This is a genomic window from uncultured Clostridium sp., assembly GCF_947039605.1.
In the GTDB taxonomy this organism is placed as follows: Bacteria; Bacillota; Clostridia; order Clostridiales; family Clostridiaceae; genus Sarcina.
This window is the reverse complement of record NZ_CAMQZG010000011.1, coordinates 30362-56069: the sequence shown is the minus strand read 5'-3', so window position 1 is coordinate 56069 and position 25708 is coordinate 30362. Positions and strand designations below refer to the sequence as shown.

Below are 25708 nucleotides of genomic sequence, written 5' to 3'. Positions count from 1 at the left end.
CCTCTAGTATATAGTTTTATTATGGAGGTAACAAACATGGCAGAAAAAATAGTTGCCTTAAGCATTGGTAGTAAGAATATTAGTGCTGCCATAGCAAATGATAATGAGGGTGAATTTACAATACTTGATACTATTGTAAGACCTTCAAAAGGCATAAGCAAGGGCAAAATAGCAAAAGTTGATTTAGCTATAGAATCGGTGGTTGAAGTTTTAGAAGAACTTTCAAAAATGAACTTTGAAAAAATACCTTCTGTTTATATTTCACTTGGAACAGAAAATATTAGAATTGTCAAAAATACTGGTGTATATTTATCAGAATATAAAAACACTATTTTAACACAAAAAGAAGTGAAAAAGGCTTATATAAATGGTAAAAATATAAATTCTGAAAATGATGAATACATAGTTGATGCTATAATAAGAAAAGTGAGAGTTAATAATAATGAAATTTTAGAATCACCAATGGGTATTGAATCATCTTCATTAGAAATTGATTTAGATGTTATTATAGCTAAAAAAGATTTTATAGATGATGTTAAAAGTATGTTTACAAGAATAGGTTGTGAAATTAATGGCTTTTTACTAGGGGTAGAGTCTTTAAAACAAATATTTTTAGTCGATAATAATAATGCAAACAATCTCATAATTGATTTTGGTGGCGAAAAAACTGAATTTATTTATTTTGAAGATGGAAGAGTGGCTAATATTGGTTATATTCCACTTGGTGGAGTTAACATAACAAAAGATTTGTCAATAGTAACAACTTATAGTGAAGAAGTGATGGAAGTTATTAAAAAGAAAAACAGTTCTTCTTATTCAACATTTAGAAATGATTTTGCAAAAATAGAAGTTTTAGAAGATTATGTAGAGGCAGATTTGTTTTATGATATAATAAATGCTAGATTTGAGGAAATTCTTAATTATGTAAAAAAAGAGTTAGAATATTCAGGTGTTTATGATAAAATAGAGAATATAACTATTCTTGGCGATGGGATAGGTTCATTTGAAAAAATAAACTTATTAATCGAGGATATTTTACAAAAAAAAGTAAATGTTTTTACAAAAAACGAGTTAAATATTGAAAAATCTTCAATAATTACGCCGATTGCTATTGTTAAAGAGGTGTATGATAGGGTAAAATTATTAGGTGATGATTCTAATGAGGTTGAAGTGAGTTTTAAAAGAGAAACTTATGTAAAAGAAGTTGAAGAAGAGTCATTTGATGAAGTTAAGATAGTAAAGAAAAAAGGATTATCAAAAGTATTGGGATTTTTAGGGGATATTTTTTAAAGGAGGAATTGTTTTGTTAGATTTTGATGTAGATATGCAAGATTTTACTAATATAAAAGTAATTGGTTGTGGAGGAGGAGGAAGCAACGCGGTTAACAGAATGATAATGGAAGGACTCAAAGATGTTGAGTTCATAGCTATTAATACTGATAAACAGGCGTTAATGCTTTCACATGCTACACATAAGATACAAATAGGTGATAAGCTAACTAAAGGACTTGGAGCTGGAGCAGACCCTGAAATTGGGAAAAAAGCAGCAGAAGAGAGTTTAGAAGAAATCACAGAATCAATTAAAGGGGCAGATATGGTTTTCATCACAGCAGGAATGGGTGGTGGAACAGGAACAGGAGCTGCTCCTGTAGTAGCAGAGGTTGCTAAATCAATGGGAGTTTTAACTGTTGGTATAGTGACAAAGCCTTTCCCGTTTGAAGGTAGAAGAAGAATGAAACATGCCGAAATGGGAATAGAAAATTTAAAAGCTAAAGTAGATACTTTAGTGACAATACCAAATGAAAGACTTCTAACAATGGTTGATAAGAAAACAACACTATTAGATTCATTCAAAAAAGCTGATGATGTGTTAAGACAAGGTGTACAAGGTATATCAGACCTTATCACAAATCCTGGTCTTATTAACCTTGATTTTGCAGATGTAAGATCAGTTATGGTTGATAAGGGGCTTGCTCATATGGGTATTGGTAAAGGAACAGGAGACACAAGAGCTAAAGATGCAGCAGAAGAGGCTATTAGCTCACCATTACTAGAAACATCCATAACAGGTGCTACAGGAGTGCTTATAAACATTACTGGTGGACCAGATTTAAGTTTATTTGAAATAAATGAAGCTTCAGAGATAGTTCAAGAATCAGCAGATCCAGATGCTAACATAATATTTGGTACTGCAATTGATGAATCTTTAAAAGAAAATATCAGAATAACTGTTATTGCAACAGGCTTTGATAAAGAAACTAATAAACTTGCGGCAGCTAAAAAAGCTGAAAAATTAGAACAACCTATCGTTAAAGAAACTGTAGAAGAGATAGTTGTGACAAGAAAAGCAGAAGTAAAAGAAGAAAAAGCAGAGGATGATGATTTAAGTATCCCAGCTTTTTTAAGAAGAAATAGAAGATCTTAATTGATCTAAAAGAGTCTTTCGAAAGAAAGGCTCTTTTTTTTTTCACTCTTTTTTTTATAAAAGACTGAAAATGATGAGCTATAAGTAGATTTTAAAGGATAAAATAGCAAAAAATAGCACAATAAATTTTTTTAAATAGATTTATTATGACAAACTTTTGAGTCTTGAAGTTCTATAATAAAAACAGGGAGTTGGTACTATGATTGTATACTTAGATGTATTACTGCTAGAAAATTTTTTGATAAATTTTTTTTTAATGACAATTACTATGCAATTATCAAGTTATAAATTTAAGTATAGAATGGTGGTTTTATCAAGTGTTCTTGGAAGTTTGTATACTTTGACAGTATTTTTTGAATCTCTTGAGATATTTACAAATATTATCTTTAAAATATTAATGGTTTTTATAATGGTTAAGATAATTTTAAGAGATAAAAATATATTTTCAGTCATAAAAGTTTCGGGAATATTTTTCTTGGGTTCAATTGCTTTTTCAGGTTTTTGCTTTATATTTGCAATGGCAGAAAATCCATACAATATACAAGGTGTTTTCACGATAAAAAATTACTCAAGTAAAAATTTGCTTTTTTCCTCAATGATTTTATATGTGGTTGCTTATCGAGTTTATTTATATTTTAAGAATAGAGCTATAGTAAGCAATTTTATTTATGATTTAGAATTTTACTTAGGAGAAAATTTATTTAATGTAAAAGGCTTTTTAGATACCGGAAATGAATTGACAGAGCCGGTTACAATGTTACCAGTTATAATTTTAGAAAGAAAAATAGCACCGAATATTAATATAAGAGAAGAGGAAGCTTTTTATATACCATATAAGCTAGTTGATGGTACAAGTAGTAGGATGAAAGGAATAAAAGTTTCGCAGGTGAAAATAAATAATAGTGATAGTCAACCAAGGGTTATAGAAGCAATAATAGCTTTTTGTGATACAAGGTTGAGTTCAGAGGGAGATTTTAATGCTCTACTATCAAGAGCAGTACTATAGGGGGTTAATATGAATAAGTTACAACTTTTATTAAATAGAATATTTAGTAAATTTAAAATATTTAGTAAGCGAGTATATTATGTTGGAGGCAGTGAGGTTTTACCACCTCCACTTACTAAGGCTGAGGAAGAGAAGCTAGTAAAAAAATTATCAGAGGGTGAAGAATCAATTAGAACAATACTAATTGAGAGGAATTTAAGACTTGTTGTATATATTGCAAGAAAATTTGAAAATACAGGTATTGGTGTTGAGGATTTAATATCTGTTGGAACAATAGGTCTTATTAAAGCTGTTAATACTTTTAATCCAGAGAAAAATATAAAACTTGCAACGTATGCATCAAGATGTATAGAGAATGAAATTCTTATGTATCTTAGAAAAAATAGTAAGGTGAAGGCTGAAATATCATTTTATGAACCGCTTAATATTGATTGGGATGGTAATGAATTATTACTTTCTGATATATTAGGAACAGAAAATGATATAGTTTATAATCTTATAGAAGATGAAGTTGATAGACAACTTTTAGTTGTTGCTATGGAAAATCTTACTGAGAGAGAAAAAGAAATTATAATATTAAGATTTGGTTTATATGGAAAAAAAGAAAAAACACAAAAAGAGGTTGCGGATATGTTAGGTATCTCACAGTCTTATATTTCAAGGCTTGAGAAGAAAATAATAAAAAGGCTTCAAAAAGAAATAAGTAAAATGGTATAAAATTAGTATAAAAACCTCCTCCTTTGGAGATAATTTAAATGCACTAGGTAATTACTTCGAAGGGGTTGATTTTTAACTATGATGATAAATAAGGTAGAAATATGTGGTGTTAATACATCAAAATTGCCGGTACTGAAAGAAAAAGAAATGAAAGAGCTCCTTTTAAAAATGCATGGTGGAGACTATGGTTCAAGAGAGAAATTTATAAAAGGAAATTTAAGATTAGTATTAAGTGTCATACAACGATTTAATAATAGAGGCGAAAATGTAGATGATTTATTTCAAGTTGGTTGCATAGGTCTCATGAAGGCTATTGATAATTTTGATTTAGGTCATAATGTAAAATTTTCTACATATGCAGTTCCTATGATAATAGGAGAAATAAGAAGGTATTTAAGAGATAATAACTCAATTAGAGTTAGTAGATCACTAAGAGATATAGCTTACAAAGCATTACTTGTTAGAGATAGACTTGTAAATGAGAATAATAAAGAGCCAACGGTAACTCAAATTGCAAAAGAATTAGAACTTCCAAGGGAAGATGTTGTGTTTGCATTAGATGCAATACAGGATCCAGTATCACTTTTTGAACCTATATATCATGATGGTGGAGATGCTATTTATGTGATGGATCAAATTAGTGATACAAAAAATCAAGATAAAAATTGGCTTGAGAATATCTCGATAAATGAAGCAATGAAAAAACTTAATGATAGAGAAAAGTTAATTATAAATTTAAGATTTTTTGCTGGAAGAACACAAATGGAAGTTGCAGAAGAAATTGGGATATCACAGGCTCAAGTTTCAAGACTTGAAAAAATAGCACTAAAACATATGAAAAAATATGTATAGGGTATAATTTTATTGTAGAGGGGGAGAGGGGAGTGGAAATAAATTTAAATGAGGAACGTTTATTTTCATTAAAAGATTTACGTAATTTAGAGGTAATAGATATAAACGAGGGTAGAAAACTTGGTTATATAATGGATGTAAAGCTTGATTGTGATGAATATAAAGTTTTATCAATAATACTGCCAGTTGAAAAAAATTCATGGTTTGGTAAGCAAGAAGTGATAGAAATAGACTGGGATGATGTTGTAAAAGTTGGAGTAGAGTGCATACTTGTTAATTCCAAAGAAAAAATATTAAGAGAAATATAGAAATTATAGTAAAAAAATTGTATAATTAATGTACATCTATATATTTAGAAAGGTGTGGATTAATAATGAAATGTCCTTATTGTCTTCATGATGAGAGTAAAGTAGTAGATTCAAGATCAGCAGATGATTATGCATCTATTAGAAGAAGAAGAGAGTGTTTAAAGTGTACTAAAAGATATACTACATATGAAAAAATTGAAGATATACCTATCCTTGTTATAAAAAAAGATGTGACAAGAGAGACTTTTAGCAAAGATAAAGTAATAACTGGTTTGATAAAAGCATGTCAAAAAAGACCAGTGTCTAGAAAACAGATTGAGGATATAGCTGAAAGTATAGAAAAAACTATAAGTAATAAGATGCTAACAGAAATAAGTTCTGATTATATAGGCGAATTAATTATGGAAAGATTAAAAGATCTAGATGAGGTATCATATGTTAGATTTGCTTCTGTGTATAGACAATTTAAAGATATAAACACATTTATGGAAGAGATTAAAAGTTTAATGAAAGAATAGAGTAGAAGCATTCATATTAATTTTATGGGTGCTTTTATTTAATATATTTATATGGAGGACTCGTTATGTTAGAAATTATTAATAAAAATGGTATGGAGTTTATTAGATTTAAGGAAGGAAAGGTTAACATATTATTTTCACTTGCAACAAATGAAGTTTCTTATAAACTTGCAGATATTGAAACTAAGAAAAATTTAGAAAAATTAAAAGAGATTTTTAAGGTAGAAGAGGTTAATTATACAAATCAGATTCATAGTGACATAATAATAAATTTAGATGATGAAACTTCAAAAGATAAAGAGGCAGATGCGTTAATAGTATCAAAGGAAAATGAGATAGCAGGGGTTTTTACAGCAGATTGTGTTCCGGTTATTTTATATGATACACAAAAAAATGTAATTGCTAGTATTCATAGTGGGTGGAAAGGAACAATTGCTGATATAAGTGAGAAAGCAGCAAAGATAATGAAAAAAAAGTATAATTGCTTAAATATAAAGGCGATTATAGGACCTTGTGTTGGAGTGTGTTGTTATGAAGTAAGTAAAGAATTAGCAAGTGAATTTGAAAAAAAATATGGTGAGGGGGTTGTAAATGGAAGGATGTTAGATTTGAAATTTGCTATAAAAGAACAACTAAAAGATAGTGTGAAATTTGAAGATATAAGAGATTTAGATTTATGTACTAATTGTAACTTAGATTACGATCTCCATTCATATAGAAAAAAGGCTAAGCAGTCAGGAAGATTATTCTCATTTGCTTTTATAGAAAAATAAGAGGGATAAATTAAAGGTAAGTGATAGGGGGCATATCTATGAAAAAAAAGATTTTAACATCAACGATAATAGTTATAGTATTTTCACTACTTATTATGACAAGTTTTTATATTATAATTTCAAATTATAAATATATAGACCATTCCAAAAAAATGTTGAAAGAATATAATCAGATGATAACATATTTTTTAGAAACTAATTCAAGTAGTGTGCAAAAAGATGTGGAAGAACTACATGATATGGCTACTTTGCAAAAGAGAACATCTATTAGACTAACTTATATGGATAGTACTGGACAAGTTATGTATGATTCAGCAGGGGATAGGGTGCAAATGGACAATCATGCTAATAGAGAAGAATTTTTAATAGCTAAGAAGATGGGATTTGGAGCTTCTGTTAGATATAGTAATACAATGCAAGAAGAAACTATCTATTATGCAACAAGGTTAGCAGATGGGTCTGTTATAAGAACTTCAGAAATAATAACAAGTACAATGTTATTTAAGGATACGGATATGAAGTATTATTTAACAGCACTCACTATAGCGCTGATTCTTGGTAGTATTATAGCGATAAAAATTACTAATAGCATTACAAGACCAATTAATGATTTACAGTTTATTGCATCAAGAATAGCACATGGAGATTTCCATAAGAGGGTAAAAATAAATACGAAGGATGAACTTGGAAGTTTAGGTGATTCATTTAATCATATGGCAGACCAATTAGAGGAAACTTTAAAGGAACTTATTAGTAAGCAAAGTAGATTATCTGCAATATTAAAAAGTATGGGAAGTGGTATTATAGCTGTAGATAAATATCATAGAGTTATAATGATTAATCCATACGTTGCAAAAATATTTAATATAGGATTATCAGAAGATGAGATAAAAGGACAACGGATAGAAGATTTAATAAAGGATGAGGTAGTTATAGAGTCTATATTAAATAAATCAAAGGCTATAGAACTTAAAATAGAAACTCCAAGTATTAAACATATTAGAATAAGAACATCTGAACTATTAGAGGGGGAGGATGAGATGGGTATAGTTGTAGTGATTGAGGATATTACAGATTATAAAATGCTTGAAAATATGAGAAGTGAATTTGTAGCAAATGTATCACATGAACTAAAAACTCCAATTACATCTATAAAAGGATTTGCAGAAACATTAAAGTATGTTGATGATAATGAAACAAGAGATAAGTTCCTTGGAATAATAGAAGAGGAGTCAGATAGATTAACTAGATTGATACAAGATATATTAGCACTTTATGATATAGAGAAAAAGAAGGCTATAAAAAAAGAAAGTTTTGATATTAATGAAATAGCACAAAGCATAGATTACTTAACACAAAGAGAAGCATTTAATAGAGGGGTTATGGTTGCAGTTAATTGTGATACTAAAAGTCAAATGGTTGGAGATAAAGATAAATTTAAGCAAATGCTACTTAATTTGATGGATAATGCTATAAAATATTCAGGTGATGATGCTAAGGTTACTTTAGATATAAAAGAAGATGAAAAGAATATACTAATTGAAGTTATTGATAATGGTGTTGGAATTCCTAAAGAACATTTAGATAGAATATTCGAAAGATTTTATAGAGTTGACAAGGCAAGATCAAGAGAAAAAGGTGGAACAGGACTTGGCCTTGCAATAGTTAAACATATTATTAATAGTTTTAATGGTAGTATAGTTGTTAGAAGTGAGGTTAATCTTGGTACAAAATTTGAGATTACAATACCTAAATTTATAGAAATAATATAAATGAAATTAGAAGGAATAGAATCAATTTTGACTTTAAGCCTTCTTTTTTTATTTTTAAAAAATAATTAATAGTAAATATTTAATAAATTAACTTTAAATACCTTAATAATATGTCATTTAGTTGACTAGAATTTATAATTAATGTAATATAACATAATGATAGTAAAAATATGATTATGTTATATGTTTTTAGTAGAAAACATATATTGATTTACATAATAAAGTTAGAACAAGAGATTAAAGGTAAAAGAAATAATACCACAAGGAGGCGTAATAAATGGGAAAACCAATAGTTGCGATTGTAGGAAGACCTAATGTAGGAAAATCTACATTATTTAATAAATTAGCAGGTAAGAGAATTTCTATCGTAGAAGATACTCCAGGAGTAACAAGAGATAGAGTATATGCAGAGTCAGAATGGATAGGTAAAGCATTTACAATGATAGACACTGGAGGTATAGAACCAGAGAGTAATGATATCATTATTAAACAAATGAGAAGACAGGCACAACTTGCAATAGAGATGGCAGATGTTATTTTATTTGTTGTTGATGGTAGAGAAGGAATGACTGCAGCAGATTCAGAAGTTGCTGGAATGCTTAGAAAAAGTAAAAAACCAGTAGTTTTAGCTGTAAATAAAATAGATAACTTAAGTCAAGAAGATAGTATGTATGAATTCTATAATCTTGGAATAGGTGACCCTATTACAATATCATCAGCTCAAGGAAAAGGTCTTGGAGATCTTCTTGATGAGGTTGTTGGACATTTTGAGCAAGTTGATGAATCAGAAATAGATGATGAAATAGTTAATATAGCTCTTATAGGAAAACCAAATGTTGGTAAATCATCATTAGTTAATAAACTTTTAGGTGAAGAGAGAGTTATAGTAAGTAATATTCCAGGAACTACAAGAGATTCAATCGATAGTTACCTTGAAACTTCAGAAGGTAAATTTAATATAATTGATACAGCAGGTATCAGAAGAAGAAGTAAGATTAAAGAAGAGATTGAAAGATATTCAGTAGTAAGAACATATGCAGCTATCGAGAGAGCTGATGTATGTATTCTTATGATTGATGCTGAAGATGGTGTAACTGAGCAAGATGAAAGAATTATAGGATATGCTCATGAAATGCACAAGGCTATATTTGTTATAGTTAATAAGTGGGATCTTATAGAGAAAGATGATAAGACGATGAAAAACTACGAATTAGATTTAAAAACAAATCTTAAATTCTTAGCTTATGCACCATTCTTATTTATATCAGCATTAACAGGACAAAGAGTTCATAAGGTATTAGGTTTAGCACAATCTTGTTATAGTAACTATACTAAGAGAGTTGGAACAGGAATTCTTAACGAAGTTCTAAATAGAGCCGTTATGATGAAAGAACCTCCAGTTGTTGGTATCAGAAGACTTAAGCTTTACTATGCAACACAAGTTGCAGTTAAAGCACCTACTTTTGTATTCTTTGTAAATGATTATAATGCATTACACTTCTCATATGCAAGATATCTTGAAAATCAATTAAGAAGTGCATTTGATTTTACAGGAACAGGAATTAAGATAGAGTACAGACAAAAGAAAGATTAATATTGAATATAGACAAAAAAAGGAGTAGATATTTATGAATAAAACTACCTTTATAGGAGCAGGAAGCTTTGGAACTTCATTAGCAATATTACTTGGAAACAAAGAGATAGAAGTATCACTTTGGGATAGAGATAAAAGTGTTGTTGATGAAATAAATAATAACAGAACAAATGATAAGTATATAAAAGATTTAAAAATTCCCAAAATGGTAACGGCTTTTAATAACATGGATGAAGCTTTAAAGGATAGCAAATTTGTTGTTCTATCAGTACCGTCACATGTAATAAGAGTTGTTGCTAGAGGTCTTAGAGATAAAATTTCAGATAATGTTATATTAATAAATATAGCTAAAGGAATAGAGGAAGGTTCAAATCTTACATTATCACAAGTAATAAACGAGGAGCTTCCAAAAAATCCGGTAGTAGTTTTATCAGGTCCTAGCCACGCTGAAGAAGTTGCACAATCAATCCCAACGACGCTTGTAGCGAGTTCAAAGGATATGGAGAGTGCAAAACTTGTGCAAGACCTGTTCATGGATAAAAACTTTAGAATCTATACTAATGAAGATATTATTGGTGTGGAAATAGGTGGAGCAGTTAAAAACATAATAGCTTTAGCTGCAGGAATTTGCGATGGTATGGGTTATGGTGATAACTCAAAGGCAGCGCTTATGACTAGAGGGATGTATGAAATAACTAAAGTTGGAATAGCACTTGGTGGAAAAGCAGAAACTTTTTATGGACTTACAGGTATGGGAGACTTAATTGTTACATGTACTAGTATGCATTCAAGAAATAGAAGAGCTGGGATACTTATAGGGCAAGGGAAAACTTTAGATGAAGCTGTTGAAGAAATTGGAATGGTAGTTGAAGGTGTCAAAGCTTGCAAGGCTTTCCATGAACTTCAAAAAACAGTAGATGTATCTATGCCTATAACTGAGCTTTTATATAAAATTTTATTTGATGGGGTTAAAGCTAGTGAAGCTGTAATCCATCTGATGGAACGAGATAAAAAAAGTGAGTAAATTATAGTAAAGAGAGTTGTATTTGAAAAAATACAACTCTCTTTTTTTAGTATTAATTTATAAGATTATTAAAAAATATTAATTTATGTATAAAAAAGAGTATACTTTTCTGATATTTATAATATATATATAGTGATAATAATTTAAATATAGGAGGGTATTTCATTGGAAGGATTTAACATATATAAAGATATAGCAGAAAGAACACAAGGTGACATATATGTAGGTGTTGTAGGGCCTGTTAGAACAGGTAAATCAACATTTATAAAAAGATTTATGGACATTATGGTTCTACCAAATGTAGAGAATACTTATAAGAAAGAAAGATTAAAAGATGAGTTACCACAAAGTGGTTCAGGAAAAACTATCCACACAACAGAACCTAAATTTATTCCAAGTGAGGGTGCCGTAGAAATAAATTTAGAAGAGGGAATAAAATTTAATGTAAGAATGGTGGACTGTGTTGGGTACATAGTCAAAGAGGCTCTTGGGTATTTAGAAGATGGAGAATCTAAAATGGTAACAACATCATGGTATGAAGATGAAATACCATTTGAGGATGCCGCGGAAATTGGAACAAGAAAAGTAATAACAGATCATTCAACAATAGGGATTATGGTAACAACAGATGGAAGTATTACAGGAATTAGTAGAGCTGATTACTTAGATGCTGAGGAAAGAGTTATAAATGAACTTAAACTTATAAACAAGCCATTTATAATAGTTCTTAATACATGTAAGCCTAATCATGAAGATACTAAAAAATTACAGTGTGAGATGGAAGAAACATATAATGTTCCAGTTCAAATCATGGATATAGCAAAAATGGGTTCAAGTGATATAAGTACAATATTTACAAAGGTATTAAAAGAGTTTAATGTAAAAGAAATAAACATAGATATGCCAGAGTGGATAGAAAAGTTAGACCCAAGTCACTGGCTTAAAAGTAATTTCATGAACATAGTTAAGGATATGTGTAAAAACATATTTAAAGTTAGAGATATAGGAGACTGTGTTGCAAGATATACAGGTGATGAATATCTTGGGCTTACTGAAATATGTGAAATGAATCTTGGTACAGGTGAAGCTAGAATTAATATGAACCCACAAAAAGGAATATTCTATAAAATTATAAGTGAAATATGTGAAAATGAATTAAAAGATGAAAGTGATTTAATAGCACTTGTTAAAGAACTTCATAATTCAAAAATAGAATATGATAAAGTTGCAGAAGCTATAAAAGATGTGAAAGAAACAGGTTATGGACTTGTAGCACCACAACTTTCAGAAATTAAGTTTGAAAAGCCTAATATGGAGAATGTTGGGGGTAAGTATGAGATTAAACTTAAAGCTAGTGCACCAAGTCTTCATATGATAAAAGCTGATATTGAAACTGAAATTTCACCAGTTTTTGGTTCGGAAAAAGATACTCAAGAAGCAATTAAGCTTTTATTAGAGAATTTTGAAAATGATCCAGATAAATTATGGCAGACAAGTATACTTGGAAAAACTTTGGAAACTCTTGTTAAAGATGGACTTCAGAGTAAACTTTATAAGATGCCAGAAAAAATACAAGTTAAAATGCAAAAAACATTACAAAAAATAATAAATGAAGGTGATGGAAACTTAATCTGTTTCATTTATTAATTAGTTAAAAGAAATAGCGTTGGATATTAATTCAACGCTATTTTTTATATAAATTTAGAAGAGGTGTGTTATGGATATAATTAATATTATCTATGAAGAGTGTAATTCCCTTGGAAGTTCGTTTGGTTTTGGAGCATTTGAGGGAGGAGTAATTTATTTTTCAGTATTTAGTCTGATAATTTTTAAGTTTATAGATGCAATAAGTAATACTTTGAAAAAGAAAAAAACTCCTGTTAAATTAGAAGAGGATGAACTAACAATAAAAGTTAAAGTGATAAAATAATACTAAAAGTAGTTTCTATTTAATGTTTATAGAGGCTACTTCTATTTGTGTTGTATAGAAAACTGTCGAAATATGAAGTATAATTTAATTAATACAAAATTTATTTAAATTAAATTAGAAAATATTCGGAGGTTAATTCATGAAAAAGATAGCAGTTATTTTTAATGGTGGAACAATATCAATGAAAGTAGATGAAAATATACAGGCAGCTGTTCCGACACTGTCAGGTGCACAAATAATGGCAAAAGTTACGGGGATAGAAAGATATGCAAATATAGAAGAACATAATTTCTCATCACTTCCAAGCCCTCATGTTACAGTTGATTTAATGTTAGAATTATCAAAAGAAATTCAAAAACTTGCAGATAGAGAGGATATTGATGGAGTTGTTGTAACTCATGGAACTGATACATTAGAGGAAACGTCTTATTTAGTAGACCTTACAACAAAGACTGAAAAGCCAATAGTATTTACAGGGGCTATGAGAAGTAGTTCAGAACTTGGATATGATGGCCCAGCAAATCTTGCAGCTTCGATTTGTACAGCTACATCACAAGAGGCTAGAGGAAGAGGTGTACTGATTTGTTTTAATGGTGAACTTAATAGTGCAAAAGAAGTAACAAAAGCTAATTCGATGTCTTTAAATGCTTTTAGAACACCTAATTTTGGACCTATTGGAATAGTTGATAATAATAGAGGTATATTTTATAGGGATGTTGAAGATAAAGAATATATAAAAGTTGATAAAATAAGAAAAAAGGTTGCAATTATAAAATGTGCAGCTAGTGTGGAAAGTGATTTTCTTAATTTTGCAATAGAAAGTGGGTATAAAGGTATAGTATTAGAAGGTTTAGGGAGAGGGAATGTACCACCTGCTATGGTAGCTGGGATAGAAAGAGCTATAGAGAATAAAATACCAGTAATTCTTACATCAAGATGTTTTGAAGGAAGAGTATTTGGTTCATATGGATATGAAGGTGGAGGAATGCAGCTTAAAAATAGCGGTGTTATTTTTGGTGAGTCTATGCCAAGTCAAAAGGCTAGAATAAAGTTATTACTAATGCTTAGCGCAGAAAAAACACTTGAAGAGATAGAAAAAAGCTTTGAAAAAACATATATACATACTAAATAGTTAACAAAGTGTAAAAATATTCGTATTTTTATAGACGAAAGATAAATTAATAATATATAATAATATTCGTGGAGAGGGATTTTAAAAAGATATTCTGAAACACGGGTATTTTTTATATTAGATATATTTTTAGGGGGAATAAAAAATGGATAAGTTTTTAAAGAGATTCGGGGATAATGTAAATGTTAAAAGAGAGTTTATAGCAGGTCTTACAAGTTTCTTAGCAATGGCATATATAATAGCTGTAAATCCATCAATACTTGGAGATGCAGGGATGGAACAAGGGGCGGTTGTTACAGCAACATGTTTATCAGCAGCTTTTGGATGTATGATTATGGGATTCTATGCAAATCTTCCGTTTGGACTTGCAGCAGGGATGGGGCTTAATGCATTTTTTGCATATTCAGTAGTTTTAGGTAAAGGAATTTCATGGCAAGTAGCTCTTACAGCAGTATTTGTAGAAGGAATTATATTTATATTATTATCATTATTTAAAATTAGAGAAGCAGCAGTAAATTCAATACCGTTAAATTTAAAATATGCAGTAACAGCAGGAATTGGATTATTTATTGCATTCATAGGTTTTACAGGGTCCGGAATGGTAATAAAGGATGATGCAACCCTTGTAAAACTTGGAACATTTTTTAGTCCTACAGTTTTAGTTGCAGTAATAGGTCTTATAACAATCGCAGTATTAGAAAAGAAAAAAGTTAAAGGGGCGTTATTAATTGGGATAGTAGTTTCAACTCTTATAGCTTGGGGATATGCATTATTTAATACAGAAGTAGCCGCTGGTATGGGAATATATCTTCCAGAGGGGATATTTAAGTTTGAATCAATCGCACCAATAGCCGGAAAACTTGATTTTTCATTTATAAATAGTATGGAAGGGATATTAAACTTTGTAATAATTGTATTTACATTCTTATTTGTAGATTTCTTTGATACACTTGGAACGCTTATAGGAGTTTCATCAAGAGCTAATATGCTTGATAAAGATGGTAATGTACCTCATGCAGGCAAAGCTTTAATGGCAGATGCTATAGCAACTACAGCGGGTGCTTTGATGGGTACTTCAACAGTAACAACTTATGTGGAAAGTGCTGCGGGGGTAGAACAAGGTGGTAGAACAGGTCTTACATCAATATTTATAGGGATGTTCTTTATAGTAGCAATGTTCTTTTCACCAATATTTATAGCAATACCAAGGTGTGCAACAGCACCAGTTTTGATATATGTAGGATATCTTATGATGGGTAATATCACAAAAATTAATTTTAATGATATTACAGAAGGACTTCCAGCATTCCTTATAATAGTTTTAATGCCACTTACGTATAGTATTGGTGATGGACTTACAATTGGAATACTAGTATATGTGGTTTTAAATATCATAGGGAATTTTGTGGGTAAAGAAAAGAAAAAGATATCAGTAGCAATGATAATACTTGCAGTTGTGTTTACTGTGAAGTTAGCACTACCATTAATAGAAAAAATGTTAATAGGATAAAAGTAAAGTTTAAGATTCTCTATCAAAATAAGATAGGGAATCTTTTTTTGAAAAATTGGATTCAAATGTTAATTTTTTGTGAACAAAGCATTGACCAAGGTAGCATGTATAAAGTACAATAGAACAAGGCTAATAAAAGGAGGTTAGATAATGGCAAAGAGTATGACAGGATTTGGAAGGGCTACTGCTGGGGAAGGTAGAGATAAAGCTTTTTCAATAGAAATTAAAAGTGTTAATCATAGATATTTAGATATAAATACAAGAATGCCAAAATCAATGTTTTCTTTAGAAGAAAAAATGAGAAGAAAAATCAAAGAATCTCTTAATAGAGGAAAAGTAGATTTGTTTATTAATTATAAAAATTATGCTAAAGCAGATTCAGTAGCTAAGGTTAATATAGATTTTGCCAAAACATATGTAGAGGCACTTACAAATTTAAGAAATGAATTTCCAAATATTAAAGATGATTTAAGTTTATCACTTATTTCAAAGCATCCAGATGTAATTATAATAGAAGAAAAAGAAGAAAGTTTAGATGCAATATGGAGTGAGATTGAGCCATTACTAGAAGAGAGTTTAGATGGGCTTTTAGCTATGAGAATCTTTGAAGGTACAAAACTTAAAGAAGATATAATCTCAAAAACAATTGAAATAGAAAAACTTGTTGCATTTATAGAAGGTAAGGCAGATATATTAGTTGCTAATTATAAATTAAAATTAGAAGATAGACTAAAAGAGCTATTAAACACTATTAACGTAGATGAAAATAGATTAGCTATGGAAGTAGCAGTATTTGCTGATAAAGCAGCTATTGATGAAGAAATTACGAGACTTAAGAGTCATATAGTACACTTAAGAGAAACACTCAGTATTTCAGAACCAATGGGAAGAAAGCTTGACTTTATAATGCAGGAGATGAACAGAGAAGCTAATACAATTGCTTCAAAGTCAACAGATTTGAATATAACTAATAAAGTTATAGATATAAAAAATCTTTTAGAAAAGATTAGAGAACAAGTTCAAAATATTGAATAAATATTATAAGGAGGAAAAATATGGGTATAAAGTTAATTAACATAGGTTTTGGAAATATAGTATCAGCTAATAGACTAGTTGCTATAGTTAGTCCAGAATCAGCACCTATAAAAAGAATCATACAAGAAGCTAGAGATAGAGGGATGCTTATAGATGCTACTTATGGAAGAAGAACAAGAGCAGTTATCATAACAGATTCAGATCATGTTATATTATCAGCAGTTCAACCAGAAACAGTAGCACATAGACTATCAACTAAAGAAGATGCTGTAGAAGAGGTTGATGAATAATGGTAGACAATAGAGGAGTCTTAATAGTTATCTCAGGTCCATCAGGCGCTGGGAAAGGAACTATTTGTAAGGCTTTACTTGAAAAGCATGAAGAAATATCACTTTCAGTATCAGCAACTACAAGAAATCCAAGAACAGGTGAAGTTGATGGTGTAAACTATCATTTCCTTGAAAAAGAAAACTTTGTAAAAAGAGTTGAAGAAAATGATTTCTTAGAGTATGCACAGGTTTATGGGAATTATTATGGAACACCTAAGTCGAATGTTGAAAAAATATTAGATTCAGGTAGAGATGTAATTTTAGAAATAGATATTCAAGGTGCTCTTAAAGTAAAAGAGCAATCAAATGAAGGTGTATTTATATTTATACTACCACCTTCAATGGAAGAACTAAAGCAAAGAATTATAAATAGAGGTAGTGAAACACCTGAAAGTTTAATGACTAGATTTAAGTCAGCTTATAAAGAAATTAACTATGTATCAAAATATAATTATGCAGTAGTTAATGATACTGTAGATAAAGCTGTTGAAAAAATAGAAGGTATTCTATTAGCAGAAAAATGCAGAGTAGATAGATTAAAAGAAACAATTTTAGATTCAAAGGAGGATTTAATTCATGAAGAACTCTATGATTAGCCCATCAGTGGTGGAACTTTTACAAAAGGTAGATAACAGATATTCATTAGTAATAACAGCTTCAAAAAGAGCAAGACAAATAATTGACGGGGCAGAGCCATTTGCATCAGTTGAGTCAAAAAAACCTCTTAGCATAGCTATAAGAGAAGTAGAAGATGAACTTGTAACAGCTGAAAATGTTGCATATACAGATGAAATGCTTGGAGAAATGCTATAAGATGAGTAAAAAATGTGTTGTAGTTGGCGTTACTGGTGGAATAGCAGTTTATAAAGCATTAGATATTATAAGTAAACTAAGAAAAGCAGATATTGACGTAAGGGTTATAATGACTAAATCTGCAACAGAATTTGTTACACCATTATCGTTTCAAGCAATGAGTCAAAATATGGTAATAACAGATATGTTTTCAGAACCTAAAGCCTGGGAAATACAGCATATATCAACTGCTCAAAGGGCAGATCTTATGTTGATAGCTCCTGCAACTGCAAATATAATTGGAAAGGTTGCAAATGGTATTGCTGATGATATGTTATCAACAACAATAATGGCTACAAAGTCAAAAGTTGTTTTTGCACCAGCTATGAATACAAATATGTATGAGAATAGAATAGTGCAAAATAATATAGAGAAGCTTAAAGACTATGGGTATGAATTTATAGCACCTGCAAGTGGTAGACTTGCTTGTGGTGATATAGGTAAGGGTAAACTTGCAGATACAGAAGAAATAGTAGAAGCAGTATTATCTAAACTATATGAAATAAAAGATTTAGTTGGGAAAAATGTTATTGTAACAGCAGGACCAACTAGGGCTGAAATTGATCCCGTGAGATTTATAACAAATAAATCAACAGGAAAAATGGGATATGAGATAGCAAAAGAAGCTAGAGATAGAGGTGCAAATGTAACTCTAATATCTGGTGCCGATGCAATCACAAGACCTGTAGATGTTGAGTTTATAAAAATTGATACAAATGAGCAGATGTATAATGCTATCATTGAAAGATTTGAAGAAGCAGATATTGTTATAAAAGCAGCAGCAGTAGCAGATTATAAACCTAAAGATTATAGTAATGTAAAAATCAAAAAACAAGAGGGTGAATTGTTAATATTACTTGAACGTGATAGAGATATTTTAAAAACTCTTGGAGATATGAAAACTAAACAGATTTTAGTTGGATTTGCAGCAGAAAGCAATGATTTAATTGAAAATGCTACAAGAAAACTAAACATTAAAAATTTAGACTACATAGTTGCAAATGACATAATGTCTAGTGTAACTGGTTTTGGTTCAGATGAAAATAAAGTTACTATTTTATCAAAAGATAATATGATAGATTTATCACAAATGAGCAAACGAGAAGTAGCTAAAAATATTTTTGATATAATAAAAGGGCGCTAATTTGCGCCTTTTTCTATATAATAGTTTAAAAGGTGAATGAATATGGATTTGTATGCAGATATAATTGTGAATAGTGATGCTGTAACTATAGATAAACCTTTTAGTTATAAGGTCAAAGACGAGCTTAGAGACAGTTTAAAGCAAGGCCATAGGGTTAGAATACCTTTTGGATTTGGAAATAAAACTATAGAAGGTTTTGTATTTAATATATATGAGGAAGAAAAAAATGATAATATAAAGTACAAATATGTTGTATCAATCTGTGATAAAGAACCACTGCTTGATAGAGAACATTTGCTTTTAGTAGAATTTTTACGAAGAAAATATCTATGTAAATACATAGATGCACTTAGAATAATGATTCCGCCTAAAATATTAAGTGGGAACAAAGAGAAATTTAAAAAAGTCGTAATTTTCAGTAAATATATTTTTGATGAAGTAGAGTTGAAAAAAGAAAAATCAAAAGTTAGAAAACAGATAGATGCACTAAATGTTGTAAAAGATAATAGTGGGATTTATAGTAAAACAGAGTTAGTTAATAAGTTTAATATAAGTCTGAGTAGTTTGAATAAATTAATTGAAAAAGAAGCTATTGCAATAGAATTTGAAAAAGTAGATAGAAGCGATAGAAGAGAATTTGAAAAATATCCAGCAAAAAGACTTACAGAAGCTCAAGAAGCTGCATACTATAAAATACTAAGAAGCAATAAAACTTGTCTTCTAAAAGGTGTTACAGGTAGTGGTAAGACGGAAGTCTATATGAATCTTGTAAGTGCAATGTTGTTTGAAGATAAAACATCAGTAATGTTAGTGCCAGAAATAGCACTTACTCCTCAGATGATAGAACGATTTAAGGGGAGATTTGGACCAGATGTAGCTATATTCCATAGTAGATTATCTGATGGAGAAAGATATGATCAGTGGTATAGAGTGAAAACTGGAGAAGCAAAACTTGTCATAGGTGCAAGGTCAGCATTATTTTTACCATTTAAGGATTTAGGGCTTATAATAGTAGATGAAGAACATGAAAATTCTTATAAATCTGAAGTAGCACCAAGATACTCAACGGTAGAAGTTTGTAATTTTATGAGGGGATTAAATGGATGTATGGTAGTACTTGGTACTGCAACACCAAGCCTTGATAGTTATTATAAAACTATAAAAAAAGAATATGAACTTGTAGAACTTAGAGAAAGAATTGGTGGAAAACCTCTTCCAACTGTAGAAATTACAGATATGAGAGAAGAACTTCGTAGTGGAAATAAGACAATGTTTAGTAGGGCACTTTATCATAAGATAAAAGAAAAACTTGAAAGAAAAGAACAGATAATTTTATTCTTAAATAGAAGAGGTTATTCTAGTTTTGTGTCTTGTAGAAGTTGTGGATTTGTATATACTTGTGATTGTTGTGACATATCTATGACGTATCATAAAAATGGATTTATGATTTGTCATTACTGTGGACGAACTAAAAAAATAAGTAAAACTTGTCCAAAATGTTCAAGTACATATTTAAAACATTTTGGTACAGGAACAGAAAAGGTTGAACAGGCAGTAAGGCATTATTTTAAGGAAGCTAGAGTAATTAGAATGGATAATGATACAACAAGAAAAAAAGGTTCTCATGAGATTTTATATAATAAATTTAAAAATCAAGAAGCTGATATATTAGTGGGGACACAAATGATAGCAAAAGGGCTGGATTTTGAAAATGTAACATTAGTTGGAGTGCTTGCAGCCGATATGGGAATTAATTTCCCCGATTATAGAGCGGGAGAAAGAAGTTTTCAACTTTTAACGCAGGTTAGTGGAAGAGCAGGGAGAGCAGATAAAGAAGGGGAGGTTATAATACAAACTTATACACCAGACCACTATTCTTTAAAATATGCAAAAATAGCTGATTATGAATCATTTTTCAAGGAAGAAATAATGATTAGAAAAGCAATGGATTATCCTCCATTCTCTAAACTTATGATTATAAATTTAGGTAGTAAATTTGAAAGCGAATTAATAACTTTCTCAAAAAAATTAAGAGCTGAAGTATATAATATATTAAAAGATGAAACAGATACAACTGTATTTGAAGCCACACAATCTATAGTAGCAAAAATAAATGATACTCATAGGTGGCAAATTTTAATAAAAGGTAATATAAATGATTATAATGCAATGCTTATAAAAAATGGTGTTTATAAGTTAACTCAAGGTGTATATAATAAAATTAGAGTTACAATGGATATAAATCCAAATAATTTAATGTAGGAGGTCAGAATATGGCATTAAGAACAATAAGAGTGGATGAAGATCCAATTTTAAGAAAAATAAGTAAGGTTGTTAAAGAAATAACACCAAGAACAGCACTTTTAATACAGGATATGGTAGAAACAATGCGCGAAGCAAATGGAGTTGGACTTGCAGCACCACAAGTAGGAATACTTAAAAGAATATTTATTGTAGATGCGCAAGATGGATCAGGGCACAGAATTTTTGTTAATCCAGAAATTATAGAAAATAAAGGGTGTCAACTTGGTCCAGAAGGGTGTCTAAGTTTACCTGGTGAACAAGGCGAAGTTGAAAGATTTAATGATATAATAGTAAAAGCACTTGATGAAAATGGTAAGGAATTTGTATTAGAAGCAAGTGAATTACTTGCTAGGGCTATACAACATGAAAATGACCATTTGAATGGGATATTATTTACAGACCATGTAAAATAGGAGGATAAATTAATGAATATAGTATTTATGGGTACACCAGATTTTGCGGTACCATCATTAAAAGCACTTATAGATGAGTTTGGAGTAAAGGCTGTGTATACACAACCTGATAGACCAAAAGGAAGAGGTAAAAAATTATCTATGACACCTATAAAGGAACTTGCTTTAGAGCATAACATAGAAGTTTTTCAGCCAAACAGTTTAAGAAAAGAACCAGAAGCAGTAGAAGTCTTAAAAGCATTAAAACCAGACTTTATAATAGTGGTAGCATTTGGTCAAATACTTCCAAAAGAAGTTTTAGATATACCAAAGTATGCTTGTATTAATCTTCATGGGTCATTACTTCCAAAGTATAGAGGTGCAGCACCAATACAATGGAGTGTAATAAATGGAGAGAAAATGGCAGGAAACACAACTATGCTTATGGATGTAGGTCTTGATACAGGAGATATGCTTTTAACTAACGAAGTTGAAATAACAAGATTTATGACAGCAGGAGAGTTATATGATGAATTAAAAGAAAGTGGTGCAAAACTTTTAGTTGAAACTATAAATAAAATGGTTGAAAATGAAATAACACCAATAAAGCAAAATGATGAAGAAAGTACTTATGCATCAATGCTTAATAAAGAAATGGCTAAGATTGATTGGGATAAACCAGCACAGGTTATACATAATCACATTAGAGGACTAAGTCCGTGGCCAATAGCTACAATGAACTTAGGTGATAAAATCATTAAAGTACATGCAAGTGATTTTGAAGATGAAAAATCAGATAAAGAACCAGGTACAATAGTAGAAGCAACTAAGAATGGAATTAAAGTAGCAACTAAAGATGGTTTGTTAGTAATAAAAAAATTACAAATGCCAAATGCTAAGCCACTTATGGTTCAAGATTTCTTAAATGGAAATACTATTGAAGTAGGTACTAAATTAAGTTAATAAAAAAATTATGAGGTGATAATATGCTATACCCGTTTTTTGACCCTACATATCTTATATTGATTCCAGCGATAATTTTATCAATGTGGGCACAAATGAAAGTAAATGGAACTTTTAATAAATATAGCAAAGTACCAAATAGAATAGGATATACAGGAGCACAAGTTGCCAGTATGATTTTAAAGAAAAAAGGTATTTATGATGTGCAAATAGAAGTTGTAAATGGGAAACTTAGTGACCATTATGATCCTGTGAAAAAAGTTGTAAGGTTATCAAAAGAAGTTTATTATGGAAACTCACTTTCAGCGCTTGGAGTTGCAGCTCATGAAGTTGGGCATGTTCAGCAAGATTTTGAAAGTTACGCAGCACTTAAATTTAGACATTCATTATTTCCAGTAGTGAATATTTCAAATAGTGCATCATGGATACTTTTCTTTATAGGAATTTTCTTTAGCATGCCGAGTCTTGTGACAATTGGTATAATTTTATTTTCTATTGTGGTATTATTTCAAATAGTAACATTACCAGTTGAATTTAATGCATCTAATAGAGCAATAAAAGATTTAGAGAGTATGGGAATATTAGCAACAGATGAAGTTGCAGGAGCTAAAAGTGTGTTATCAGCAGCAGCACTTACATATGTAGCAGCAACACTTATGGCTATTTCACAATTAATAAGATTAATTGCTATAAGCAATAGAAATTCAGATTAAATAAAATAATAGAATAAATGAATAGAGGTAAATATATGAATGTTAGAAAAATAATAGTAGAAATATTAGATGAAGTTTTTTATAGAGGAGCTTATTCAAATATTGAATTAAACAAAAGATTAAATAACTTAGACTCAGACTCAAAAGATAAAGGTCTTATAACAGAAGTTGTATACGGTACTATAAAGTATAAAAAAACAATAGATATTATATTAGAAAATTTTGTTAAAAAAATAGATGATATAGATAAAAATGTATTGAACATATTAAGAAGTGCAATATATCAAATGAGATACTTAGATAGAGTTCCAGACTATGCAGTAGTAAATGAAGCTGTAAATTTATCAAAAACTAGAGCAAAGAGTTTAAGTCCATTTGTAAATGGAGTATTAAGAAATTACCTAAGAAATATGGATAAAAAGTTTGAGGGTAGATTATCAGGTAGTGAAAAACTTGCTTATGAATATTCATTTGAAAAATGGATGATAGATTTATTAATATCTCAGTATGGTGAAGAAATAACTAAAAAGATATTAGCAGGTCTTAACACAAGAGCAGCAGTGACAGTTAGAGTTAATAGTCTTAAAGCAGACTATGATGATATATTAGAAAGACTAGAAAATGATGGTTATGATGTTGAAGAAGGATTTATGTGTCCTGAAGCAATTATAATTAAAAAAGGAAGCTCACTTGAAAAAAATGAAATTCATGAGCAAGGTTTAATCAGTGTTCAGGATGAGAGTGCAATGCTTGTAGCTCCAGTTTTAAACCCTAAAGAAGGGGATATAGTAATGGACCTTTGTAGTGCACCAGGAGGTAAAGCAACTCACCTTAGTGAATTACTTATGAATACAGGAAAAGTTTATGCATTTGATATATATGAGCATAAATTAAACCTTATAAGAGAAAATGAAAAAAGACTTGGAATTACAAATATAGAAACAGGAATTATGGATGCAGCTAAATTAGAAGGAAAATATGTTGAATTTGCAGATAAAATACTTCTAGATGTTCCATGTTCAGGACTTGGAATAATAAGAAAGAAACCAGAAATAAAATGGACTAAAAATGGAAGAGAGCTTCAAAATATAGCTAAGATACAAACACAAATATTAAATAATGCTTGGATATACCTTAAAAAAGGTGGAGAGCTTGTTTATTCAACATGTACTCTTAACAAAAGAGAAAATGAAGATATAATAGAAAGATTCTTAGGTAGAAATCAAGATGCTAGCGTAGAAAAGGCATTTATAGGACAAAACGATAATATCATATATAGTGGTGATGGAAGTATAACTATATTACCAAATGAATATATGGATGGTTTCTTCATGGTAAAACTAAAGAAAAACTAATGGAGGGCAGATAAAATGAAAGATATATTATGTATGAATCTCAAAGAACTTCAAGCTTGGATGGTTGAGAATAAAGAAAGCAAATTTAGAGCAAAGCAGGTCTTTGATTGGATATATAAAGAAAAGGAAAGTTTTGATGATATGAAAAACTTGCCAGAGAGTACAAAGGAGAAGCTTAAAGAAAGCTTCTACCTTGAGTATCCTACTATTATTGGTAACTTCAAATCAATGATAGATGGAACAAGAAAGTTTCTATTAACACTAAAAGATGGTAATATAATAGAGTGTGTTGTGATGAAGCATAAACATGGTAATACAATTTGTGTTACAACACAAGTTGGATGTAGAATGGGATGTACATTCTGTGCATCTGGACTTAATGGTAGAATTAGAAATCTTACATCAGGTGAAATATTAGCAGAAGTAATAGTTGCAACAAAGCTTTTAGGAGAAAGAATATCTAATATAGTATTAATGGGAAGTGGAGAGCCGCTTGATAACTATGATGAAGTTATGAAATTCTTAGAACTTGTAAATGCAGATTATGGATTAAATATAGGCCAAAGACATATAACATTATCAACTTGTGGAATAGTTCCTAAGATATATGATATGGCAGATAAAGAAATGCAAGTGACATTAGCTATTTCATTACATTCAGTGACGGATGAAAGTAGAAAACAGATAATGCCAATTGCAAAGAAATATTCAATAAAAGAAATAATGGATGCATGTAACTATTATATAGACAAAACGAATAGAAGAGTTACATTTGAATACGCTCTTTTAAAAGGTATAAATGATAATATAGATACAGCGAATGCATTAGGGAATCTTCTAAGTGGAATGCTTTGTCATGTTAATCTTATACCAGTTAATGAAATAAAAGAAAATGATTTTAAGAAACCTTCTAAAGAGGATATTGAATTATTTAGAGAAGTCTTAAATTCATATGGTGTTGAAGCAACTGTAAGACAAGAAAAAGGTGCAGATATAGATGCTGCATGTGGCCAATTAAGAAGAAGTCATTTAGAGAAAAATAAAGAGGCCTAAAAAGGAG

Annotated in this window: 26 protein-coding genes; all 26 read left to right on the top strand. The window is 29.9% G+C overall.

The features are described from left to right. The first annotated feature begins 36 nt into the window (after window positions 1-36). The 26 genes from Q0V24_RS05840 to rlmN all read left to right on the top strand — a co-directional run bounded on the left by Q0V24_RS05840 (window position 37) and on the right by rlmN (window position 25701). Window positions 37-1290: a cell division FtsA domain-containing protein gene (locus Q0V24_RS05840; protein WP_297519524.1), complete on the top strand. Its 1254-nt coding sequence runs from the start codon at window positions 37-39 to the stop codon at window positions 1288-1290. A 13-nt stretch (window positions 1291-1303) separates the two neighbouring features. Next, window positions 1304-2425 (top strand): cell division protein FtsZ, encoded by a 1122-nt coding sequence (gene ftsZ / locus Q0V24_RS05835; protein WP_297519522.1) that lies wholly within the window; start codon window positions 1304-1306, stop codon window positions 2423-2425. A 199-nt stretch (window positions 2426-2624) separates the two neighbouring features. After that, window positions 2625-3431: a sigma-E processing peptidase SpoIIGA gene (gene spoIIGA / locus Q0V24_RS05830; protein WP_297519520.1), complete on the top strand. Its 807-nt coding sequence runs from the start codon at window positions 2625-2627 to the stop codon at window positions 3429-3431. Window positions 3432-3440: 9 nt separating this feature from the next. Next, window positions 3441-4148: an RNA polymerase sporulation sigma factor SigE gene (sigE, locus tag Q0V24_RS05825; RefSeq protein WP_297519518.1), complete on the top strand. Its 708-nt coding sequence runs from the start codon at window positions 3441-3443 to the stop codon at window positions 4146-4148. A 78-nt stretch (window positions 4149-4226) separates the two neighbouring features. Further along, entirely contained in the window at window positions 4227-5000 is a 774-nt protein-coding gene (gene sigG / locus Q0V24_RS05820) for an RNA polymerase sporulation sigma factor SigG (protein ID WP_297519516.1), read from the top strand. Between the two features lie 32 nt (window positions 5001-5032). Further along, window positions 5033-5308 (top strand): YlmC/YmxH family sporulation protein, encoded by a 276-nt coding sequence (locus Q0V24_RS05815; RefSeq protein ID WP_297519514.1) that lies wholly within the window; start codon window positions 5033-5035, stop codon window positions 5306-5308. Window positions 5309-5373: 65 nt separating this feature from the next. Continuing rightward, a complete protein-coding gene (gene nrdR / locus Q0V24_RS05810) occupies window positions 5374-5826 on the top strand; it encodes a transcriptional regulator NrdR (protein WP_297519512.1) in 453 nt (150 codons plus the stop codon). Between the two features lie 65 nt (window positions 5827-5891). After that, window positions 5892-6599 carry a peptidoglycan editing factor PgeF gene (pgeF, locus tag Q0V24_RS05805; protein ID WP_297519510.1) on the top strand — a complete coding sequence of 236 codons (708 nt, stop codon included), beginning with the start codon at window positions 5892-5894 and terminating at the stop codon, window positions 6597-6599. Window positions 6600-6637: 38 nt separating this feature from the next. Further along, window positions 6638-8371 (top strand): ATP-binding protein, encoded by a 1734-nt coding sequence (locus Q0V24_RS05800; RefSeq protein WP_297519508.1) that lies wholly within the window; start codon window positions 6638-6640, stop codon window positions 8369-8371. Between the two features lie 277 nt (window positions 8372-8648). Beyond that, on the top strand, window positions 8649-9965 hold the full coding sequence (der, locus tag Q0V24_RS05795) for a ribosome biogenesis GTPase Der (protein ID WP_297519506.1): 1317 nt from the start codon (window positions 8649-8651) through the stop codon (window positions 9963-9965). A 34-nt stretch (window positions 9966-9999) separates the two neighbouring features. After that, window positions 10000-10989 (top strand): NAD(P)H-dependent glycerol-3-phosphate dehydrogenase, encoded by a 990-nt coding sequence (locus tag Q0V24_RS05790; RefSeq protein ID WP_297519504.1) that lies wholly within the window; start codon window positions 10000-10002, stop codon window positions 10987-10989. 165 nt (window positions 10990-11154) lie between these two features. Then, window positions 11155-12636: a stage IV sporulation protein A gene (gene spoIVA / locus Q0V24_RS05785; RefSeq protein ID WP_297519502.1), complete on the top strand. Its 1482-nt coding sequence runs from the start codon at window positions 11155-11157 to the stop codon at window positions 12634-12636. A gap of 70 nt (window positions 12637-12706) precedes the next feature. Then, entirely contained in the window at window positions 12707-12919 is a 213-nt protein-coding gene (locus tag Q0V24_RS05780) for a hypothetical protein (RefSeq protein ID WP_297519500.1), read from the top strand. A 139-nt stretch (window positions 12920-13058) separates the two neighbouring features. Further along, window positions 13059-14051 carry an asparaginase gene (locus tag Q0V24_RS05775; RefSeq protein ID WP_297519498.1) on the top strand — a complete coding sequence of 331 codons (993 nt, stop codon included), beginning with the start codon at window positions 13059-13061 and terminating at the stop codon, window positions 14049-14051. 145 nt (window positions 14052-14196) lie between these two features. After that, complete coding sequence (locus Q0V24_RS05770; RefSeq protein ID WP_297519496.1) at window positions 14197-15561, top strand: NCS2 family permease; 1365 nt, start codon at window positions 14197-14199, stop codon at window positions 15559-15561. A 150-nt stretch (window positions 15562-15711) separates the two neighbouring features. Then, window positions 15712-16596, top strand: coding sequence for a YicC/YloC family endoribonuclease (locus Q0V24_RS05765; protein ID WP_297519494.1), 885 nt, complete (start codon window positions 15712-15714; stop codon window positions 16594-16596). A 20-nt stretch (window positions 16597-16616) separates the two neighbouring features. Then, window positions 16617-16886: an extracellular matrix/biofilm regulator RemA gene (gene remA, locus Q0V24_RS05760; protein ID WP_297519492.1), complete on the top strand. Its 270-nt coding sequence runs from the start codon at window positions 16617-16619 to the stop codon at window positions 16884-16886. After that, complete coding sequence (gmk, locus tag Q0V24_RS05755) at window positions 16886-17521, top strand: guanylate kinase (RefSeq protein ID WP_297519490.1); 636 nt, start codon at window positions 16886-16888, stop codon at window positions 17519-17521. Before remA ends, gmk begins: the two co-directional genes overlap by 1 nt. Further along, entirely contained in the window at window positions 17502-17738 is a 237-nt protein-coding gene (rpoZ, locus tag Q0V24_RS05750) for a DNA-directed RNA polymerase subunit omega (protein WP_297519488.1), read from the top strand. Before gmk ends, rpoZ begins: the two co-directional genes overlap by 20 nt. Window position 17739: 1 nt before the next feature. After that, complete coding sequence (gene coaBC, locus Q0V24_RS05745; RefSeq protein WP_297519485.1) at window positions 17740-18921, top strand: bifunctional phosphopantothenoylcysteine decarboxylase/phosphopantothenate--cysteine ligase CoaBC; 1182 nt, start codon at window positions 17740-17742, stop codon at window positions 18919-18921. Between the two features lie 42 nt (window positions 18922-18963). Beyond that, on the top strand, window positions 18964-21183 hold the full coding sequence (gene priA, locus Q0V24_RS05740; RefSeq protein ID WP_297519483.1) for a primosomal protein N': 2220 nt from the start codon (window positions 18964-18966) through the stop codon (window positions 21181-21183). Window positions 21184-21194: 11 nt separating this feature from the next. Then, a complete protein-coding gene (def, locus tag Q0V24_RS05735; RefSeq protein ID WP_297519481.1) occupies window positions 21195-21638 on the top strand; it encodes a peptide deformylase in 444 nt (147 codons plus the stop codon). A gap of 12 nt (window positions 21639-21650) precedes the next feature. After that, entirely contained in the window at window positions 21651-22580 is a 930-nt protein-coding gene (gene fmt / locus Q0V24_RS05730; protein ID WP_297519479.1) for a methionyl-tRNA formyltransferase, read from the top strand. A 23-nt stretch (window positions 22581-22603) separates the two neighbouring features. Further along, window positions 22604-23293 (top strand): zinc metallopeptidase, encoded by a 690-nt coding sequence (locus Q0V24_RS05725; protein WP_297519477.1) that lies wholly within the window; start codon window positions 22604-22606, stop codon window positions 23291-23293. Between the two features lie 35 nt (window positions 23294-23328). Then, window positions 23329-24648, top strand: a complete 1320-nt coding sequence (gene rsmB, locus Q0V24_RS05720; RefSeq protein WP_297519475.1) for a 16S rRNA (cytosine(967)-C(5))-methyltransferase RsmB — start codon at window positions 23329-23331, stop codon at window positions 24646-24648. A 15-nt stretch (window positions 24649-24663) separates the two neighbouring features. Further along, complete coding sequence (gene rlmN, locus Q0V24_RS05715) at window positions 24664-25701, top strand: 23S rRNA (adenine(2503)-C(2))-methyltransferase RlmN (RefSeq protein WP_297519473.1); 1038 nt, start codon at window positions 24664-24666, stop codon at window positions 25699-25701. Window positions 25702-25708 lie beyond the last annotated feature (7 nt).

Excerpts from the sequence above, each read along its gene's own strand:
- Q0V24_RS05840 (WP_297519524.1), top strand. The coding sequence starts at position 37 with ATGGCAGAAAAAATAGTTGCCTTAAGCATTGGTAGTAAGAATATTAGT.
- spoIIGA (WP_297519520.1), top strand. The coding sequence starts at position 2,625 with ATGATTGTATACTTAGATGTATTACTGCTAGAAAATTTTTTGATAAAT.
- sigE (WP_297519518.1), top strand. The coding sequence starts at position 3,441 with ATGAATAAGTTACAACTTTTATTAAATAGAATATTTAGTAAATTTAAA.
- sigG (WP_297519516.1), top strand. The coding sequence starts at position 4,227 with ATGATGATAAATAAGGTAGAAATATGTGGTGTTAATACATCAAAATTG.
- nrdR (WP_297519512.1), top strand. The coding sequence starts at position 5,374 with ATGAAATGTCCTTATTGTCTTCATGATGAGAGTAAAGTAGTAGATTCA.
- pgeF (WP_297519510.1), top strand. The coding sequence starts at position 5,892 with ATGTTAGAAATTATTAATAAAAATGGTATGGAGTTTATTAGATTTAAG.
- Q0V24_RS05800 (WP_297519508.1), top strand. The coding sequence starts at position 6,638 with ATGAAAAAAAAGATTTTAACATCAACGATAATAGTTATAGTATTTTCA.
- der (WP_297519506.1), top strand. The coding sequence starts at position 8,649 with ATGGGAAAACCAATAGTTGCGATTGTAGGAAGACCTAATGTAGGAAAA.
- Q0V24_RS05790 (WP_297519504.1), top strand. The coding sequence starts at position 10,000 with ATGAATAAAACTACCTTTATAGGAGCAGGAAGCTTTGGAACTTCATTA.
- Q0V24_RS05780 (WP_297519500.1), top strand. The coding sequence starts at position 12,707 with ATGGATATAATTAATATTATCTATGAAGAGTGTAATTCCCTTGGAAGT.
- Q0V24_RS05775 (WP_297519498.1), top strand. The coding sequence starts at position 13,059 with ATGAAAAAGATAGCAGTTATTTTTAATGGTGGAACAATATCAATGAAA.
- Q0V24_RS05770 (WP_297519496.1), top strand. The coding sequence starts at position 14,197 with ATGGATAAGTTTTTAAAGAGATTCGGGGATAATGTAAATGTTAAAAGA.
- Q0V24_RS05765 (WP_297519494.1), top strand. The coding sequence starts at position 15,712 with ATGGCAAAGAGTATGACAGGATTTGGAAGGGCTACTGCTGGGGAAGGT.
- remA (WP_297519492.1), top strand. The coding sequence starts at position 16,617 with ATGGGTATAAAGTTAATTAACATAGGTTTTGGAAATATAGTATCAGCT.
- gmk (WP_297519490.1), top strand. The coding sequence starts at position 16,886 with ATGGTAGACAATAGAGGAGTCTTAATAGTTATCTCAGGTCCATCAGGC.
- rpoZ (WP_297519488.1), top strand. The coding sequence starts at position 17,502 with ATGAAGAACTCTATGATTAGCCCATCAGTGGTGGAACTTTTACAAAAG.
- coaBC (WP_297519485.1), top strand. The coding sequence starts at position 17,740 with ATGAGTAAAAAATGTGTTGTAGTTGGCGTTACTGGTGGAATAGCAGTT.
- priA (WP_297519483.1), top strand. The coding sequence starts at position 18,964 with ATGGATTTGTATGCAGATATAATTGTGAATAGTGATGCTGTAACTATA.
- def (WP_297519481.1), top strand. The coding sequence starts at position 21,195 with ATGGCATTAAGAACAATAAGAGTGGATGAAGATCCAATTTTAAGAAAA.
- fmt (WP_297519479.1), top strand. The coding sequence starts at position 21,651 with ATGAATATAGTATTTATGGGTACACCAGATTTTGCGGTACCATCATTA.
- Q0V24_RS05725 (WP_297519477.1), top strand. The coding sequence starts at position 22,604 with ATGCTATACCCGTTTTTTGACCCTACATATCTTATATTGATTCCAGCG.
- rsmB (WP_297519475.1), top strand. The coding sequence starts at position 23,329 with ATGAATGTTAGAAAAATAATAGTAGAAATATTAGATGAAGTTTTTTAT.
- rlmN (WP_297519473.1), top strand. The coding sequence starts at position 24,664 with ATGAAAGATATATTATGTATGAATCTCAAAGAACTTCAAGCTTGGATG.